This is a genomic window from Hymenobacter sp. APR13 (assembly GCF_000737515.1).
Lineage (GTDB): Bacteria > Bacteroidota > Bacteroidia > Cytophagales > Hymenobacteraceae > Hymenobacter.
The window spans coordinates 3,469,204-3,485,350 of the sequence record NZ_CP006587.1 but is presented as its reverse complement, the minus strand read 5'-3'; the positions used below and the strand labels follow the sequence as shown (position 1 = coordinate 3,485,350).

The following is a 16,147-nucleotide window of genomic DNA, read 5'->3' as shown; positions in this document are numbered from 1 at the left end:
CTCCCTCTCTGCCCATGTCTACCTCCACTCCTACTCCTGACGCCGCCGTGCAGCACCTGCTGCAGGCCGACCCCGTGCTGGCCAACCTCATCCGGCAGGGCCGCCCGATTGCGCCGTCGCCGCACGAAGACCTGTATCTGGCGCTGCTGCGGGCCATTGTGGGCCAGCAGATTTCCACGAAGGCCGCGGCGGCCATCTGGCGCAAGGTGCAGGCCCTGTTTCCGCCCGATGGCTACCCCGAACCGCTGGCCCTGCAGGAAATGACCGAGGAAGACCTGCGCACGGCGGGCATTTCACGCCAGAAGGCGGGCTACCTGAAGTCGGTTGCCGATTTCGCTTTGCGCGACCAGCTCGACCACGCCCACCTCAGCCAGCTCTCCGACGACGACTTCACCCAGCACCTCACCCAAATCAAAGGCGTGGGCCGCTGGACGGCCCAGATGCTGCAGATGTTCGCCTTGGACCAGCCCGACGTGTTTGCCGAAGGCGACCTGGGCGTACAGAACGCCATGCGCCGCCATTACGGGCTGGAAGAAACCGGCCGCGCCCTGCTCAAGCGCATGACGGAAATAGCCGAGCCCTGGCGCCCCTACCGCAGCCTGGCCTGCAAATACCTCTGGCAGTCGCTAGATAACCAGCCCACGTAGCGGCCGGCCGCAGCCACCTATTGCGCGTCGGGGGTGCCGGCACCGGGCCGGCGGCGCGCGGCTTTCTCAGCGGCCACGCGGGCATCTTCTTCCCGCTCCTGCCGCAAACTTTCGCGGCTCACCACCACAATAATCAGCAGCACCGACACAAACGGCAACAGCACCGACAGCAGCAGCCATAGCCGCCACGAGCGGCCATACATGCGGGCAATATACACGGTGGCCAGTGCGGGCAGGATCAGCGTCAGCGCAAACCCTAGGTAACCCAGATACGAGAAAAACTGCATAGGGGCAAAGGTAGCTTAGCGCACTTTCCCGCGCTTCACCATGTAGGCGTAGAGCACCTTGTCGAACGGCTCGCGGATATCCACCGGCACGAAATCAATCTTGTACTGCCCGCAGCGCAGGGCCAGCTCGTGCTCGTAGGCCCGCATGGCCGTGCGGTACTGCTCGCGCACCTGGGCCGGCTGCAGCTTCAGCGTTTCGCCGGTTTCGATGTCCTCGAACAAGTAAGGCCGGTCCTGGAAGTCGAAGTTGGCCTCGGTGGCGCGGTCCATCACGTGGAACAGCAGCACCTCGTGGTGCTGATGGCGCAGGTGCTGCAAGGCGGCCAGCGTAGCGGTCTGCTCCTCGGGCGCCCGGCCCAGCATGTCGGAAAACAGCACCACCAACGAGCGTTTCGGGATTTGCTGCGCGATGGTATGAATGACGCCGGCCACATCGGTGGTGGCGGTGGCGCGGGGCGCCGCCGGGGGCCGCTCCAGCAGTTGCTGCAGGGCCAGCAGCAGGGTGTGGCGGTGGGTGCTGGTGGAGCGCACTGGCGTCTGCAGCTCCACTTTGTCGCTGAACGTGACCAGGCCCACGGCGTCGCGCTGCTTCTGCAGCAGCGTGGTGAGGGCTGCCGCGCACAGCACCGCAAACCGCAGCTTGTCGTGGCCGGGCGCGGGGTAGTACATGCTGGCACTCACGTCGAGCAGCAGGTGGCAGCGCAGGTTGGTTTCCTCTTCGTAGCGCTTCACAAACAGCTTATCGGTGCGGGCAAAGATCTTCCAGTCGAGGTGGCGGGTGCTTTCTCCGGGATTGTAGAGGCGGTGCTCGGAAAACTCCACCGAAAATCCGTGGTACGGCGACTGGTGCAGGCCCGTAATGAAGCCCTCGACCAGCTGGCGAGCCAGGAATTCCAGGTTTTCAAACGAGCGGACGGCGGCGAGGTCAAGCGGTTGGGCCATGCGGATACGAATAAGGCAATACGCTCCGAAGCCTGACGGGCCCGGATTGCTTTTCCAAAGAAACAAATAACCGGGCAAGGTGGCCCCGGCATAGTATTAATCTAATATAATCCTGCTTCGAATTTGTATCCGGCAATTGCATGTTGCTACCCGAATCTAAGCGCAGCATGTTAAAAAACGCCATTCTCAAAGACTATCAGCAGTTTATAGAAAATTGAGAGCCTAGAAATTTTTATATCCGAACCAGTAGTTGTACTTTGGCCTGAAATTCAACCATCTTGGAATAACAAAACTTTACAGAAGGCCCCGTGGAAGACCGTCACGACCAAGAAGAGATTTACTCCCAGCGCATTAAAGCGGGCAAACGCACGTACTTTTTCGACGTGAAAGCCACGCGCGGCCAGGACTATTACCTGACCATCACAGAAAGCAAGCGCAAGCTCCGCGACGACGACACCTTCTCCTACGAGAAGCACAAGATTTTCCTCTACAAGGAAGATTTCCTGAAGTTCGTGGATGCCCTGCAGGACGCCGTGGAGTACGTGCGCGAAGAGCTGCTGACCGCCGAAGAAGTGGCCGAGCTGGACCGCCCCCGCCCCGCCTACGAGGAACGCGAGTTCAACCCGAACCGCGCCGACGACAACTTCTAAGCCTCGCGCCTACCGAAACACCGCATACTCTCCCCCTGTTCCTTACCTGAATTTACCCCAACGGCGCGCCCGGCTTCGGCCCGGCGCGCCGTTGTGCGTTGGGGCATCAGAGCGAATAATACTGGCTGACCAGCAGCAGCACGCCGGCAGCCAGGTAGAAGCCCAGGCGCTGCAGCTTGTGGGCGGGTTTGTGGTGTTCACACATGCCCGCCTAACAGCGTCCGGGCCCTGTTGGGTTCACCGGCCAGCACATAGCGCGCCTTGGGGGCACTGGGGCCGTGCTTTCCCCGAAAAAGCCCCGTACCTTTGCGCCACGAAGCAGGCTCCTAGCCGTGCTTCTCTCACTTTTCTCGTCACTCAATCACCTTTTATATGGGTCTCCGCTGCGGTATCGTCGGCCTGCCGAACGTCGGCAAATCCACGCTTTTCAACGCTCTTTCCAACGCCAAGGCCGAATCGGCCAACTATCCGTTCTGCACCATCGAGCCGAACGTGGGCGTGATTACCGTGCCCGATGAGCGCCTCCAGATTCTGGAGAAGCTGGTGAACCCCAAGCGCGTGCTGCCCACCATTATTGAGTTCGTGGACATTGCCGGCCTCGTGAAGGGTGCCAGCAAGGGCGAAGGCCTGGGCAACAAGTTCCTAGCCAACATCCGTGAGGTAGACGCCATCATCCACGTTATCCGCTGCTTCGACGACCCCAACATCGTGCACGTAGCCGGCGGCGTTGACCCCGTGTTCGACAAGGACGTGATTGACACTGAGCTGCAGATCAAAGACCTGGAGAGCATCGATAAGAAGCTGGCCAAGTCGGAGCGCTCGGCCAAAAACGGCGACGCCGTGGCCAAGAAGGAAGTAGCCGCGCTGCAGCGCTTCAAGGAGGCGCTCGAAGCCGGCCAGAACGCCCGCGCCCTCACCGTATCGCCCGAGGAGCTGGAAGCCGTAGCCGATCTGCAGCTGCTCACCATCAAGCCCGTGATTTATGTGGCCAACGTGGACGAGGCTAGCGCCACCACCGGCAACGCCCACACGGCGGCTTTGCAGGCCCACGTGGCCCAGGAAGGCGCCGAAGTGGTGCTGGTGTCAGCCGCCATCGAGTCGCAGATTGCCGAGATGGAAGACCCCGAGGAAAAGGAGATGTTCCTGGGCGAGTACGGCCTCACCGAATCGGGCCTGAACCGCCTGATCCGCGCCTCCTACACCCTGCTCAACCTGATTACCTACTTCACGGCCGGCGTGCAGGAAGTACGCGCCTGGACGGTGCACCGCGGCGACAAAGCCCCCGCCGCCGCCGGCGTCATCCACTCCGACTTCGAGAAAGGTTTTATCCGCGCCGAGGTGATTAAGCTGGCCGACTACCAGGAGTACAAGACCGAGGTAAAAATCAAGGAAGCCGGCAAAATGGCCGTGGAAGGCAAGGAATACGTGGTGCAGGACGGCGACATCATGCACTTCCGCTTCAACGTGTAAACGCGGATTTTGCAGATTAAAGCGGATTCCGCGGATTTTGTAGACGATTGTTTTCAGTAGCAGCTACATGGACGTAAAAGACAGCAACGGCAACCTGCTCGCGGAAGGCGATTCGGTGACGCTCATCAAGGACCTGAAAGTGAAAGGCTCCTCGCTCACGCTTAAGCGCGGCACGGTGGTCAAGAATATCCGCCTCACCAACTCGCCCGCCGAAATTGAAGGCCGGGCCGGTGGCAGCACGATGGTGCTCAAAACCGAATTCCTGAAGAAAGCCTAACGCCATTTCTTCAGCGGCAACCAGTAACTTAAGCGCCCCAGCCGAACGAATCGGCTGGGGCGCTTTTGTGGGCGCCCGCCCAAATATTTATGATGGAGCAAGCATTGCGGCAGCATATCAGTCAGCCGCTAAATCAGGTACTAGGCCTCCATTTAGAAAAAGTCGTTTATCATGATGTATGTCCAGTAGAGTACCTGACTACCAATAACAACGGCACCGATATTATCTCGCACCAACTGGAACTCGTCTTTGCCGGCGGCGCTACGATATACCTCAGTTGGGTAAACGTGGCAGGCTGGATGACCTATAGCCTAGGGATAGCACACGAATCGTTCTGCACCGGTGCTGAAAGGTATCTACCGCCAATTGTTTATTGGCAACACTTTATCGGTCAGCCTTTAACCAGCTTTGAGGTATACGGACACCAAGAAGAAACCTGGATAGAGAAAGGGAATGAGGGCGAGAAAAAGAATACTTTTTATAACGAGCCGCACCTAGTGATTCTTCACTTTGCGACCCATCAAGTGGGGGTGGCCAACTGGTACGCAGAAGACAATTTCCTTCCTCGACTGCCTATAGGCGATGACTTGTGGATTCTGTTTAGGCCACAAGAAATAGCCTGGCATATAAAAGCGCTAAGCCTCGATAAACTCGAAGCCTAGCGCTTTATATATAGAGCATAAACAGCTTCTATTTTCCTACCACTTTAAACAGCATGCCAGCCGTCATTTTATCGGTGGTTTTCATGCCGTTGAGGATGGCCATTTCCTCGTAGCGCTTGCTGGAAATGCCGTTGGCGGCGAGGGCCGAGGCCAAGGTTTGGCCGGCTTTGGCGGTGCGGATGCGGATGCGTTCGGGCTGACGGTTAATTTTAGCAGCGTCGGTGAGACGGCGGAAACCTTGGGCGGTGCGCTGGAAGGTGTCGCCGTAGGTGCCGAGGGTGCCGGGGCCACAGAGGCCTACCAGGGCGTAGATCGTCTGGCTGTCCTGGATGAGGTAGGTCAAGGTGCTGGCCGTGATGCCCTGCTGGCCGGTCTGCTGGTCCTGCCCTACCTGGTCGCCCTGGATAACCATGGCCGGGAAGCCGTTGATGGTGGTTTTCTGGGCCTGGGCGTTCTGGAGCTTCAACTGCTGCGACAGGGCCTGGGCGGTTTCATCGAGGCCTTTGTTGCCGGCAGGCAGCAGAATCTGCACGGCCTTGCCGTTGGGCTCGGCCATCTGGAACTGGCTGGGTGAGTTCTGCGACTTCCAGCCCTGCGGAATCGGGAACTGGAACTTCAGGTCGGGGTGGTAGAACACGCTGTTTTCCACGTAGCCTTCGCGCGGGTTGTCGCCGTAGGGCAGGCCCTCAATCAGGCGCAGGTACTGGTCGCGGTTCACGGCCAACTGGCGGCCTGCCTGCTGCTCGGCCTGGGCAGCTAGCTTTTTCACGTTGGAGTAACGGTCGGCGGAGTTGGGGTGCGACGACAGGAAAGTGGGCACGGTGGCCGCGCCGCTGCTCTGCTCGGTGCGCGAGAGAGTCAGGAAGAAATCGGCCATCGAAGCCGGGTCGTAGCCGATTTTGCTGGAATACTTCACGCCCAGTTGGTCGGATTCGGTTTCGTCGTCGCGGCCATATTTCAGCAGCCCCAGCCCCACTACCTGCGAAGCCGGCTGGGCAATGGAGGCCACCCGCTTCGAGAGAATGGAGCCCAGAATCAGGGCGCCGTTGGCAATGGTGGAACGCGTCTGCTGCTTCTGGCCGTGGCGGGCCGTGATGTGCCCGATTTCGTGGCCGAGCACCCCGCTGAACTGGGCCTCATTGTTGAAGTGGGCCAGAATGCCGCGGGTGAAGTACACGTGGCCGTCGGGGGTGGCAAAGGCGTTGATGATGGGCGAATCGACCACCGTGAAGCCTTTCACGTCGGCGGGGCGGTCGGAAATACGGCCCATCTGCATGCCCTTCTGGTCAATGTAAGCCTGCAGCTTGGCGTTGTCGAGCAGGCCGAACTGGGCAATTACCTGCGGATCGGGCTGGGCGCCCTGTACGGGCAGCGCTACAGCAGCCGGAGCAGAAGCGGCCGGAGTGGCCACCGGATGAGAATCGGCCAGGGGCAACAGAGCCAGGGCGGAGCTGGCGTACAGAATATGCGAGAGGGTTGTGTGCATGAGAGAAGAATGAACTTGGGAAAGGGAGGCGGCGGGAGAATATATACCTGCAACGAACCTCCTCAGGACAAAGGTTACGCTACGCCAGCTTGCTTACCGAATTCCGTGCCGATTCAGCGCACATGCTCCGCAGCCTCCCCTTCTCGCGCCTCTTGTTGCTCTTCCAGTTCCACCGCTGTAAGGCGGCCATGGCGGCGGTCCAGCCAGTCCATTACGGGCGTGGCCAGGGCGCCATGCAGCACAATCGACGTCAGCACGGTGAAGCCGGTAATGGCCCACATTTCCCGCGCATCAGCGAAATGATGGCTGTGAATGGCGTAGGCTAGATAGAAGAAGGAGCCAATGCCCCGAATCCCGAAAAACGAAATCACCAACCGCTCGGGCCACGATACGCGACTGCGGCCCAAGGTAAGAATACCGCCCATCGGCCGCAAAATCAGCAGCAGAAACAGGCCCAGCGCGGCTCCGGTCCAGGTGAGTGGAGCCAGCAACCCGCGCACAATAGCGCCCCCGAACAGAATCAGAATCACGACAATAAGCAGCCGTTCTATCTGGTCTGTGAATTCGTGCATCTCGGTGTGGTATTCGTGGCTGCGCTCATGCGCCCGCAACGTAACAGCCGCCACAAATACAGCCAGGAACCCATAGCCATGCACAAGCTCCGTGACGCCATAGGCCGTGAGCGTGACGGCCAAAGCCACAAACCCGTAGGCCTCGGGGTTGATACGGACGCGGTGCGGCAAATCAAATATCAGAAACGACAACACCCGCCCTGCCAGCCAGCCTGCCCCTACGCCTACCGCTATGCGGTAGCCCACATCCATCCAGGCCCAGTGGAGCAGGCGCTCGGCCATAGGCACTGCGGCCAGCGGCAGCAGCACAATGGCTAGATACACGAACGGAAACGCCAGCCCATCGTTGAGGCCGGCCTCGCCGGTAAGGGCGAAACGCACGTTGTCTTCGCGGCCTTCGCCGGGTTTGCCCACTTGCACGTCGCCGGCCAGCACGGGGTCGGTGGGGGCCAGCGTGGCAGCCAGCAGCACGGCCGAGGCAGGCAGCATGCCGCCCAACCGCCAAGCTACCACCGCAAACACGCCAATAGTGATGGTCATGAGCACCATCACCAGTTGCAGCGGTGCCCGCCAGCGCATCAACGAAAACTTGCGGTCAATCTTGAGGCCGGTGCCGGTTAGGGCCACCGTCACGCAGATTTCGGTGAGGTGCATGGCGAAACCGGAGTTGGCCACGGGGTCGGGGTTAGGCAAACCCAGCGGCAACCAGAACACCAGCGCCCCCAACCCCACAAACAGAATCGGGTACGAGAGTGGAAATTTTTTCAGCAACGACGGCAGCCAAGCCACGGCCAGAATGGCCACGCCCAGGATTACCAGGATCAGGTTGTAGTGCGACATGCAACGGCAGGCTCAGCAGAGCGCAATAGGTTCAGAACTGCAGTTTTACGCAGCCTCACCTGTTTCGACTGAGTTCGGTCGGTGCTGCCTCACGGCCGGCGGCGGTTCACGTCGAGGCTCTGGTAGCCGATGAGCAGGTCGGCGCGGGTGCCCGGCGGGCGGTAATACACCAGCAGGTCGTACTGGTTTTCGGTTTCCTGGTGGCTGCCTTCCAACACCACGCTGTTGGGGCCCTGCGGGGTTTGGGTGGCGTACACGTAGTTATAGTAGCCCTGCTTGAGCAGCGCGTGGCCGGTGTAGCGCTGGTTGGCGGCGTCGTAGGTCAGCCGGAACTCGTCTTTGAGCTGCCAGTCTGTGAGGGCGCCCAGCACATACACGGGGCCGGCGGCGGGCTGCTCGGCCTTCAACTGAAACGTCACGTCTAGGTAGTCGGCGTTGGTGGCGCCGTTGCCGTACTCGCGGCTCTCAATCACGCGCTGGCCGTTGATGTCGTCGAGCTGGGTGTAGGCCTGGCCGTTGCGGGAGCCGTCGAGTTGCAGCAGCGCTTGCCGGGGCGAGGCTTCGGCATCCAGCTGCGCCACCCCGATGCCCAGGCTGCGGAACGTGCGCAGGTCGAAGAAGCGGAACTCGCTCAAGGCCGGAAAGGCGTTTTCGAAGTTGAAATACTGGTAGTCGAGCTGCCGGTCGATGTCGCGCACGAAGGTGGGGCGCAGGTTGTACTTGGCGTTGTCCCAGCGGAAGTTCTGGCGCAGCACCACCTTCACCTCCTGGGCCGGGTTCACGAGCTGCATGTTGTAGCGGATGCCAAAATCAATCTGCTGCAGAGTATAGCGCTCCTGCCCCGCCACCGGAATGCCCTGCTTCATCGAAATCTGCACGCTGTTGTCGTACACCAGCAGGCGGCGGCTGAGCAGCGGCGTGCCGCCGGGGCTTTGCACCACCAGCAGGTAGTTGCCGCTCAGCTTCACGCGCGGCACCTGCATCCGGTAGTGGTAGTAGGGCACCTTGGTGTTGACGGAGGTGCGGTAGTTGGTGATGAGAATCTCGTTTATCTCGTTCAGAAACTGGATATCCGTGAGAATAGACGGCTTCCAGTCCAGGTCGCAGTGCACGAGCTTGGCCGTGAGGCGCTGGCTCTGGTCGCCGAGCACATCAAACTCCAGGGCAATGGGCTGCTCCTGGCTGATGGGCACCACCGGCGGCGTGAAGATTTCGTTGATGCTGCCCGACTGCACGTAGCACTGCACGCTGCGCACGTTGGGGTCGTAGGTGTAGTCCTGGTAGCGCAGGGTTTTGTCGGCGTAGTACTCGGGCGGCGCGGTGGCTTGGCCAGGCGTAGCGGGCCGGCGGGCGGCGTTGGGGTCGGTGATGGGCGTACCCAACGGCACGCAGGCTGTGACTAGCAGCAGGAGAAGGGAAGCGAGAGAGAAACGAGGCATGAGGGCGAATGTAGCGCGAAGCTTTTGCTTCGCACTTTGTTGAACGGCAATCAGCAAATGGTAGCTTATCTTGAAAACGCAGGTATGTACGATACGCGAAGCAAAGGCTTGGCGCTACGCCACCCGGCGGCTTTCCTATTTCCTTAATCCCCAGCCCCGCCCTCGAAAGCTAACATGACAGCACAATAACAATGGACTACAAACAGACAAAAGGCAACGAAATCAAAGGAGACTTAGAAATATCCGTCTTTTACAACGAAGAGAAGTATGAGGGAAAAACAGAAAAGTGGAGTGAGGTTCTGATACACGGAAGCCCCGAAGGACTTAAGTCTCTGGCGAAACTCCTTATAGAAATAGCTGAGCTCGACCAGGAAAAAGTAGCCGACAAATATTTGCCGGTCGGGGCAAAAGAGCATTATCACCTGAGGCCCGGTTTTGAATTATCAAGGAGTTCTGTTGAAGTAATCGTCGGCAGACTGGATGCCAAAGGAACCGGGGCATTTCACGAAGGTTACATAGGCAAGTAAACCAAACAAGCCCCGCCCAAAGCCTATGGCTTCGGACGGGGCTTGTTGAATATGACCAACTGGTGGTCTGGGAAATTATTAGTTCTGGTGCAGGTCGAAACGGTCCAGGTTCATCACTTTGGTCCAGGCAGCTACGAAGTCGCGCAGGAACTTGGGTTGGGCGTCGTTAGTACCGTAGACTTCGGCAATGGCGCGCAGCTCCGTGTTCGAGCCGAAGATGAGGTCGACGCGGGTGCCGGTCCACTTCACCTGGCGGGTTTTGCGGTCGAGGCCCTCGAACAGTTCGTCAGCCTCGGAGGTGGCGCGCCAAGTGGTGCCCATGTCCAGCAGGTTCACGAAGTAGTCGTTGGTGAGCTGGCCGGGGCGGGTGGTGAACACACCGTGGCGCGAGCCGTCGTAGTTGGCGTCGAGTACGCGCAGGCCACCTACCAGCACCGTCATTTCGGGGGCCGTGAGGGTCAGCAGCTGGGCGCGGTCGATGAGCATGGCTTCGGCCACGGCCTCGTGGTGCTGGGCCAGGTAGTTGCGGAAGCCTTCGGCGCTGGGCTCCAGGGCCTCAAACGACTGAGCGTCGGTCTGCTCCTGAGTGGCATCCGTACGGCCGGGGGCGAAGGGCACCTCCACCGCGTGACCCGCCGCGCGGGCCGCCAGCTCGATGCCGACGCCGCCGCCCAGCACGATCAGGTCGGCCAGGGAAACCTGCTTACCGCCGGTCTGGCTGGCGTTGAACTCCTGCTGAATGGCCGTGAGCTTATCCAGCACTTTGTCCAGCTCGGCGGGGTTGTTGGCGGTCCAGTACTTCTGCGGAATCAGGCGGATGCGGGCACCGTTGGCACCGCCACGCTTGTCGGAGCCGCGGAACGTGGAGGCCGAAGCCCAGGCCGTGCGCACCAGCTCGGCCACCGTCAGGCCCGAGTTGGCCAGCGCGTCTTTCAACATAGCCACATCGGCCTCGTCAATCGGGGCGTAGTCGGCTTTCGGCAGCGGGTCCTGCCAGATCAGCTCCTCGGCGGGTACCTCGGGGCCCACGTAGCGCGAAATGGGGCCCATGTCGCGGTGGGTGAGCTTAAACCAGGCGCGGCTGAAGGCATCGGCAAACTCCTCGGGGTTTTCGAGGAAGCGGCGCGAAATCTTCTCGTAGATGGGGTCTACGCGCAGGGCTAGGTCGGAGGTGAGCATGAACGGGGCGTGCTTCTTCTCGGGGTCGTGGGCGTCCGGAATCAGGCCTTCGCCCGCGTTGTTCTTTGGCTTCCACTGGTGGGCACCGGCGGGGCTCTTGGTCAGCTCCCACTCAAACTCAAACAGGAATTTGAAGTAGTCGTGGCTCCACTGCGCGGGCGTGGACGTCCAGGCACCTTCCAGGCCGCTGGTGATGGTGTCGCCGGCGTTGCCAGTGCCGTAGGAGTTCTGCCAGCCCTGGCTCTGCTCGGCAATGCCAGCAGCGGCGGGCTCGTGCTTGATGTACTTAGCGGGGTCGGCGGCGCCGTGGGTTTTGCCGAAGGTGTGGCCGCCGGCAATCAGAGCCACGGTTTCCTCGTCGTTCATGGCCATGCGGCCGAAGGTTTCGCGGATGTCGCGAGCCGAGCCCATGGGGTCGGGGTTACCGTTGGGGCCTTCGGGATTCACGTAGATGAGGCCCATCTGCACGGCCGCCAGCGGCTTTTCCAGCTGCCGGTCGCCGGAGTAGCGCAGGTCGCCGCCCAGCCACTCTTTCTCCGAGCCCCAGTAGATTTCGTCCAGCGGCTCCCACACGTCGGCGCGGCCACCCGAGTAGCCGAACGGCTTGAAGCCCATCGACTCCAAAGCACAGTTGCCAGCCAGAATCATGAGGTCGGCCCAGGAAATCTGACGGCCGTATTTCTGCTTCACGGGCCACAGCAGCAGGCGGGCCTTGTCGAGGTTAGCATTATCGGGCCAGCTGTTGAGCGGAGCGAAACGCTGCATGCCCGAGCCGGCACCGCCGCGGCCGTCGGCAATGCGGTACGTGCCGGCCGAGTGCCAGGCCATGCGGATAAAGAACGGGCCGTAGTGGCCGTAGTCGGCGGGCCACCAGTCCTGGGAGGTGGTCATCAGCTCGAACAAATCCTGCTTCACGGCGTTCAGGTCGAGCTTCTTGAACTCTTCCACGTAGTTGAAGTCCGGGTCCATCGGGTCCGACAGGGTGGAGTGCTGCCGCAGGATGTTGAGGCGGAGCTGATTGGGCCACCAGTCGCGGTTGCGGGTGCCGCTGCCGGCCGCCTGCTTCAGCTCCCCGTTCAGGAACGGACACTTCGCCACGGAGGTGTCGTTCATGAAATACTCGGTGGTGTTGTTTTCGGGGGCGTGCCCCTTTTGTTCGTGCGCCATGGGGTTGTTTAAGAAGATGTAAACGGAACGCTGGGAATACTTTAGAGTCACCGCCAGCGCGTGGCGGCCGGACGGTCAGGCCCGCCGTTTCAGCGGCGGCTGGTTGTCGGGCTCAAAAGTAGGGAATGCCACCCAGATAAGAATCATTCTTATGTAGAAAGACAAAATAATGGTCCCGAATGTTTGCCGCCGCTGGTTTATAAAGGCGCTTACAGTCGTTCTTACGTCTCGCCTCACCCCCTGGCCCCCTCTCCGGAAAAGGAGAGGGGGAGCCTGACGAGTTGCGGTGCGGGCGGCAAATAGTAGCGCGAACTGTGTAGTTCGCGCCCCGCGCCGTTCGGATGGTTGTCGTTCTGGGGCACGAACTACACAGTTCGCGCTACTGCCGCCCTCCTTACTTCTCCGCACTACTTCGCTCGTATCGTTCAACTAGGGCGGTAGAGATGCTTCGGCAAGCTCAGCATGACGGACATTTCCAGCTTCAACCCTTCACCCTAAATAGCACAAAAAACGCCCCGCCGGCAGCACTAGGCTTCCGGCGGGGCGTTTTTTGCGTTATCGGGGCAGATTACATTTCAGCCAGCATTTCCCAACGGTCGTTGAGCTGGGCCAACTCTTTTTTCACCTGCTCGAACTTGAGGGTGGCATCCTTGAGCTGGGCGGCGTTCTGGTAGATCTGGGGGTCAGCGAGCTGCTTTTCGTACACGGCTAGCTCCTTTTCCCGCTCGTCAATCTTCTTTTCCACTTCGGCCAGCTCCTTCAGGGCCTTTTTCTGGTCGGGCGAAGGAGTTTTGGCGGGCGCGGCTTCTACCTTCTTCTCCTCTTTCGGCAGCGGCTTGGGGGCCGAAGGCGAAGGCAGGCCGGCTTTCTTGGCGGCCTTCTCGCGGTCTTCCTGCCACTGCTCGTACTCGGCGTAGGTGCCGGGGTACTCCTTCAACTGGAAGTCCTCGATGTACCAGATCTTGTTGGCCACGTTCTCCACGAAGAACCGGTCGTGACTAATCACGATGTAGGTGCCCTGGTACTGATCAAGCGCCTGGATCAGGATGTTGACCGACTGCATATCCAGGTGGTTGGTCGGTTCGTCGAGTAGCAGGAAGTTGGCTTCCGAAATCAGGGTTTTGGCCAGCGCCACGCGGCTTTTCTCGCCGCCCGAAAGCACCTTGATTTTCTTGTACACTTCGTCGCCGGTGAACAGGAACGAGCCCAGCACCGAGCGCAACTCCATTTCCGAGCGCCGTGAGCCGGCCTCCACCATCTCCTGCAGAATCTCGTTTTCGATGCGCAGGCTCTCCAGCTGGTGCTGAGCGTAGAACGACATAATCACGTTGTGGCCCATCTGGTGATTGCCGTTGGTAGGCGCCTCCTGCCCCGCTACCAGCCGCATCAGCGTGGATTTGCCCTTGCCGTTGGCCCCGATAAGGGCAATTTTGTCGCCCCGCTCGATGTGCACGTGCGTGTCACGGAAGATGAGCTTCTCGCCGTACTTCTTGCCCACGTGCTCCATGCGCAGAATGTGGCGGCCGGGCGTGACGGTGAAGTTGAACTTGATATTCACCTTGGCGTCGTCGCCGGCCACGTCCTCGATACGCTCCAGCTTGTCCAGCGCCTTCACGCGGCTCTGGGCCTGCTTGGCTTTGCTGGCCTTGGCCTTGAACCGCTCGATGAACCGCTCGGCCTGCTTGATCTGGGCCTGCTGGTTCTCGAAGGCGCCCTTCTGAATGGCGTTGCGCTCCTCCTTTTCTTCGAGGTAGAACGAGTAGTTGCCGGCGTACGGCACCAGCTTGCCGCCAGTCACTTCCACGGTGGTGTTGGTGGTGCGGTCCAGGAATTCCCGGTCGTGGCTCACGATGATAACGGCACCTTCGTAGCCGGCCAGGTAGTTTTCAATCCACTTGATGGAGGGCAAGTCCAAGTGGTTGGTTGGTTCGTCGAGCAGCAGCAGCGAGGGTTGCTGGAGCAGGATTTTGGCCAGCATCACGCGCATGCGCCAGCCACCCGAAAACAGCTTCAGCGGGCGCTGCAGCTCCTCGGTAGTGAAGCCCAGACCTTCCAGAATCTCCTCGGTGCGGGCCTGCATGGTGTAGCCGCCCAGCGACTCGAACCGCTCCTGCAGATCAGCCAGCTTCTCCACCAAATCGTCGGTGTAGTTGGTTTCGAACTCCACCAGAATGGCATCGATCTTCTTCTGCAGATCCAGGGCCTCCGAGAAGGCCTGCATGGCCACCACCAGGATGGACTCGTGCGAGTCGTAGCTGAGCAGATCCTGGTTGAGGAAGCCCAGGCTCACGTCCTTGCTCATGGAGATGCTGCCGCCATCGGGCTTGTATTCGCCCACCAGAATGCGCAGCAGCGTGGATTTGCCCCGGCCGTTGAGCCCGATCAGGCCAATCTTATCCTTGGGTTTGATATGGAGGCTGGCCTTGTCGTAGAGCGTACGGGAGCCGAAATGGAAGTCGAGGTCGGTAATGGAAATCATCCTACTTTGCGGGGCTTGAGGCCGCAAAGGTACGGGTTTGAGACGATGCAATTCTGACTACTCTACAACAAGCTATACTGTGCGCTACCAACAGCTCAACCACAACTGGAATGCTGACCCGAATGCTCCGGAGCCCCACCTAACTGCTGCGGGACAAACCTTGCGGCTTGAGTTTCGCCTGAATGCCTTCCAGTTCGAGCAATTTCAGGAAGGCGACAAGGCGTGTCTGACGTTCCGGAACTGTCACAAATACTCCTTCAATACGCTGAATGATGAAGGCTATCACAGAGGGCAGCACCGCTACAACGACCAACAATTGCCGTGGGGAGAGTTTTATGAGCTGTTTACCGACTGGCAGGCTGACTTCCCGCAGTATGCCCTTACTCTTGGGTCAGTCGCTGGCTCCACTCAGCTTCACCACTTTGTGTTTTTTCTGAGAGACAACACTTTCGAATGCGTGGCGGAGAGCTGGGATTTCCACCTCGTTGAATAGTTACTCAGCAGAATATTATGAGGAAAACCCTAATCAGACTCGCTACCCAGGAGTTGCTCACGCCAACCTGGGAAATGACCAAGCAGCTGTTAGAATGTATGGAAGTGGAACTCGTTGAACAACTTCCCAAGCTGGAAGGCATTGTTGTCAAGCAGGATATTGGCCGGGCAACTGTATACGTAGCCGTAAAAGGCGAGCCTTTCTACATTGGTGTTGAGTTCGATATAGCAGGGGCCATTGAAATTAATGCGGTGCTTACTGAGCCACGCATTGGGTTATCCTACTTGGCCACTTCGGAGGAGTTCGACAGCGAGTTTCTGCTGAGCCTGACGCAACTGCCACCGACTGAAATAATTAAAAAAGGCGACTGGTTTCCGAACAATCAGTGGAGGTACAGCTACAGCAGCTTGTCTTACGAAGCAACTGATGCACCTGGCAGCTTTGAGGACAAGCTGAACGAGTTTTTGGCTTACCTGGAAAAAGACATTTCTGGTATAAATGCGCTGAGCCGTCACACAGGCGCGGACGACCTCCTTGTCACCGTCTGGCACCATATATCCAACGGCAATTTCACTCAGCTATATCTCACCAAGGGCCATGTCGCACGGCTTGCCAAACTCGGTTTGTCAGTGACTTTCGATCTGTATGCTCGAGGACAAGCTCTTAAATAATCAATAACAGTTGCTGCATGGTATGATACAACAAAAAGCACTTGACGATCTTGAACGGCATCTATCCGAAGTATTACTGGCTGCTACTATGCGCTATTGGTGTGATGGAGTGCTCGGGCCAGAATGGGAGGAACACCACCGACCAGAACATGTAGTAATGAGCCGGCAGATTACGTTGAGGGCTTGGGTAGATGAAGGCCGCACCAAAGGCAGAAATGCAAACAGGCGCTTTATAAACTGGTTGTTTGCTTAGGCCAAATTTCGCTTGACAGTTACCTAAGCAATGGGGAATTAACGAATCATTTATCGGCTATGAGTTTGGTTAGCTTAGACATCGAAAAGCAGACCATAGAAATTCA

15 protein-coding genes are annotated in these 16,147 nt (G+C 59.3%); 8 read left to right on the top strand and 7 right to left on the bottom strand.

All coding sequences use genetic code 11. From position 1 onward, the window contains the following. Positions 1-14: 14 nt before the first annotated feature. A complete protein-coding gene (locus N008_RS14575) occupies positions 15-647 on the top strand; it encodes a DNA-3-methyladenine glycosylase family protein (protein WP_044017031.1) in 633 nt (210 codons plus the stop codon). A 17-nt stretch (positions 648-664) separates the two neighbouring features. Here the strand turns inward: N008_RS14575 and N008_RS14570 are convergent, their stop codons facing one another. Further along, positions 665-934: a hypothetical protein gene (locus tag N008_RS14570; protein WP_044017028.1), complete on the bottom strand. Its 270-nt coding sequence runs from the start codon at positions 932-934 to the stop codon at positions 665-667. Positions 935-949: 15 nt separating this feature from the next. Continuing rightward, on the bottom strand, positions 950-1,876 hold the full coding sequence (locus N008_RS14565; protein ID WP_044017026.1) for a DUF58 domain-containing protein: 927 nt from the start codon (positions 1,874-1,876) through the stop codon (positions 950-952). A 308-nt stretch (positions 1,877-2,184) separates the two neighbouring features. On the opposite strand from N008_RS14565, the gene N008_RS14560 reads away from it, so the two are divergent. From N008_RS14560 to N008_RS14545, 4 genes are all read left to right on the top strand, one after another. After that, positions 2,185-2,526 (top strand): DUF3276 family protein, encoded by a 342-nt coding sequence (locus tag N008_RS14560; RefSeq protein ID WP_044017024.1) that lies wholly within the window; start codon positions 2,185-2,187, stop codon positions 2,524-2,526. A 372-nt stretch (positions 2,527-2,898) separates the two neighbouring features. After that, positions 2,899-3,996 (top strand): redox-regulated ATPase YchF, encoded by a 1,098-nt coding sequence (ychF, locus tag N008_RS14555; protein ID WP_044017022.1) that lies wholly within the window; start codon positions 2,899-2,901, stop codon positions 3,994-3,996. Positions 3,997-4,063: 67 nt separating this feature from the next. Beyond that, complete coding sequence (locus N008_RS14550) at positions 4,064-4,273, top strand: zinc ribbon domain-containing protein YjdM (protein ID WP_019947089.1); 210 nt, start codon at positions 4,064-4,066, stop codon at positions 4,271-4,273. Positions 4,274-4,362: 89 nt separating this feature from the next. Further along, positions 4,363-4,935, top strand: coding sequence for a hypothetical protein (locus tag N008_RS14545; RefSeq protein ID WP_044017017.1), 573 nt, complete (start codon positions 4,363-4,365; stop codon positions 4,933-4,935). 28 nt (positions 4,936-4,963) lie between these two features. Here the strand turns inward: N008_RS14545 and N008_RS14540 are convergent, their stop codons facing one another. From N008_RS14540 to N008_RS14530, 3 genes are all read right to left on the bottom strand, one after another. After that, entirely contained in the window at positions 4,964-6,421 is a 1,458-nt protein-coding gene (locus N008_RS14540; protein ID WP_044017015.1) for a M48 family metalloprotease, read from the bottom strand. Between the two features lie 113 nt (positions 6,422-6,534). Continuing rightward, entirely contained in the window at positions 6,535-7,833 is a 1,299-nt protein-coding gene (locus N008_RS14535) for a cation:proton antiporter (protein WP_044017013.1), read from the bottom strand. A gap of 89 nt (positions 7,834-7,922) precedes the next feature. Then, positions 7,923-9,272, bottom strand: a complete 1,350-nt coding sequence (locus N008_RS14530) for a DUF5103 domain-containing protein (RefSeq protein WP_044017009.1) — start codon at positions 9,270-9,272, stop codon at positions 7,923-7,925. A gap of 191 nt (positions 9,273-9,463) precedes the next feature. Between N008_RS14530 and N008_RS14525 the strand changes: the two genes are divergently transcribed. After that, complete coding sequence (locus tag N008_RS14525) at positions 9,464-9,799, top strand: hypothetical protein (RefSeq protein ID WP_044017007.1); 336 nt, start codon at positions 9,464-9,466, stop codon at positions 9,797-9,799. A gap of 78 nt (positions 9,800-9,877) precedes the next feature. Here N008_RS14525 and katG read toward each other — a convergent pair whose 3' ends face one another. Further along, positions 9,878-12,145 (bottom strand): catalase/peroxidase HPI, encoded by a 2,268-nt coding sequence (katG, locus tag N008_RS14520; protein ID WP_081910817.1) that lies wholly within the window; start codon positions 12,143-12,145, stop codon positions 9,878-9,880. A 568-nt stretch (positions 12,146-12,713) separates the two neighbouring features. Next, the gene (gene abc-f / locus N008_RS14515) at positions 12,714-14,624 is read right to left on the bottom strand and encodes a ribosomal protection-like ABC-F family protein (protein WP_044017005.1); all 1,911 of its coding nucleotides are present in this window, start codon (positions 14,622-14,624) and stop codon (positions 12,714-12,716) included. Positions 14,625-14,703: 79 nt separating this feature from the next. Here abc-f and N008_RS14510 point away from each other — a divergent pair, with 79 nt between their 5' ends. Together N008_RS14510 and N008_RS14505 are read left to right on the top strand one after the other, a co-directional pair. Beyond that, a complete protein-coding gene (locus N008_RS14510; RefSeq protein WP_044017003.1) occupies positions 14,704-15,117 on the top strand; it encodes a hypothetical protein in 414 nt (137 codons plus the stop codon). Between the two features lie 98 nt (positions 15,118-15,215). Continuing rightward, positions 15,216-15,788 (top strand): DUF4279 domain-containing protein, encoded by a 573-nt coding sequence (locus tag N008_RS14505; protein WP_197062862.1) that lies wholly within the window; start codon positions 15,216-15,218, stop codon positions 15,786-15,788. The last annotated feature ends 359 nt before the right edge of the window (positions 15,789-16,147 follow it).

Excerpts from the sequence above, each read along its gene's own strand:
- N008_RS14575 (WP_044017031.1), top strand. The coding sequence starts at position 15 with ATGTCTACCTCCACTCCTACTCCTGACGCCGCCGTGCAGCACCTGCTG.
- N008_RS14570 (WP_044017028.1), bottom strand. The coding sequence starts at position 934 with ATGCAGTTTTTCTCGTATCTGGGTTACCTAGGGTTTGCGCTGACGCTG.
- N008_RS14565 (WP_044017026.1), bottom strand. The coding sequence starts at position 1,876 with ATGGCCCAACCGCTTGACCTCGCCGCCGTCCGCTCGTTTGAAAACCTG.
- ychF (WP_044017022.1), top strand. The coding sequence starts at position 2,899 with ATGGGTCTCCGCTGCGGTATCGTCGGCCTGCCGAACGTCGGCAAATCC.
- N008_RS14550 (WP_019947089.1), top strand. The coding sequence starts at position 4,064 with ATGGACGTAAAAGACAGCAACGGCAACCTGCTCGCGGAAGGCGATTCG.
- N008_RS14545 (WP_044017017.1), top strand. The coding sequence starts at position 4,363 with ATGATGGAGCAAGCATTGCGGCAGCATATCAGTCAGCCGCTAAATCAG.
- N008_RS14540 (WP_044017015.1), bottom strand. The coding sequence starts at position 6,421 with ATGCACACAACCCTCTCGCATATTCTGTACGCCAGCTCCGCCCTGGCT.
- N008_RS14535 (WP_044017013.1), bottom strand. The coding sequence starts at position 7,833 with ATGTCGCACTACAACCTGATCCTGGTAATCCTGGGCGTGGCCATTCTG.
- N008_RS14530 (WP_044017009.1), bottom strand. The coding sequence starts at position 9,272 with ATGCCTCGTTTCTCTCTCGCTTCCCTTCTCCTGCTGCTAGTCACAGCC.
- N008_RS14525 (WP_044017007.1), top strand. The coding sequence starts at position 9,464 with ATGGACTACAAACAGACAAAAGGCAACGAAATCAAAGGAGACTTAGAA.
- katG (WP_081910817.1), bottom strand. The coding sequence starts at position 12,145 with ATGGCGCACGAACAAAAGGGGCACGCCCCCGAAAACAACACCACCGAG.
- abc-f (WP_044017005.1), bottom strand. The coding sequence starts at position 14,624 with ATGATTTCCATTACCGACCTCGACTTCCATTTCGGCTCCCGTACGCTC.
- N008_RS14505 (WP_197062862.1), top strand. The coding sequence starts at position 15,216 with ATGGAAGTGGAACTCGTTGAACAACTTCCCAAGCTGGAAGGCATTGTT.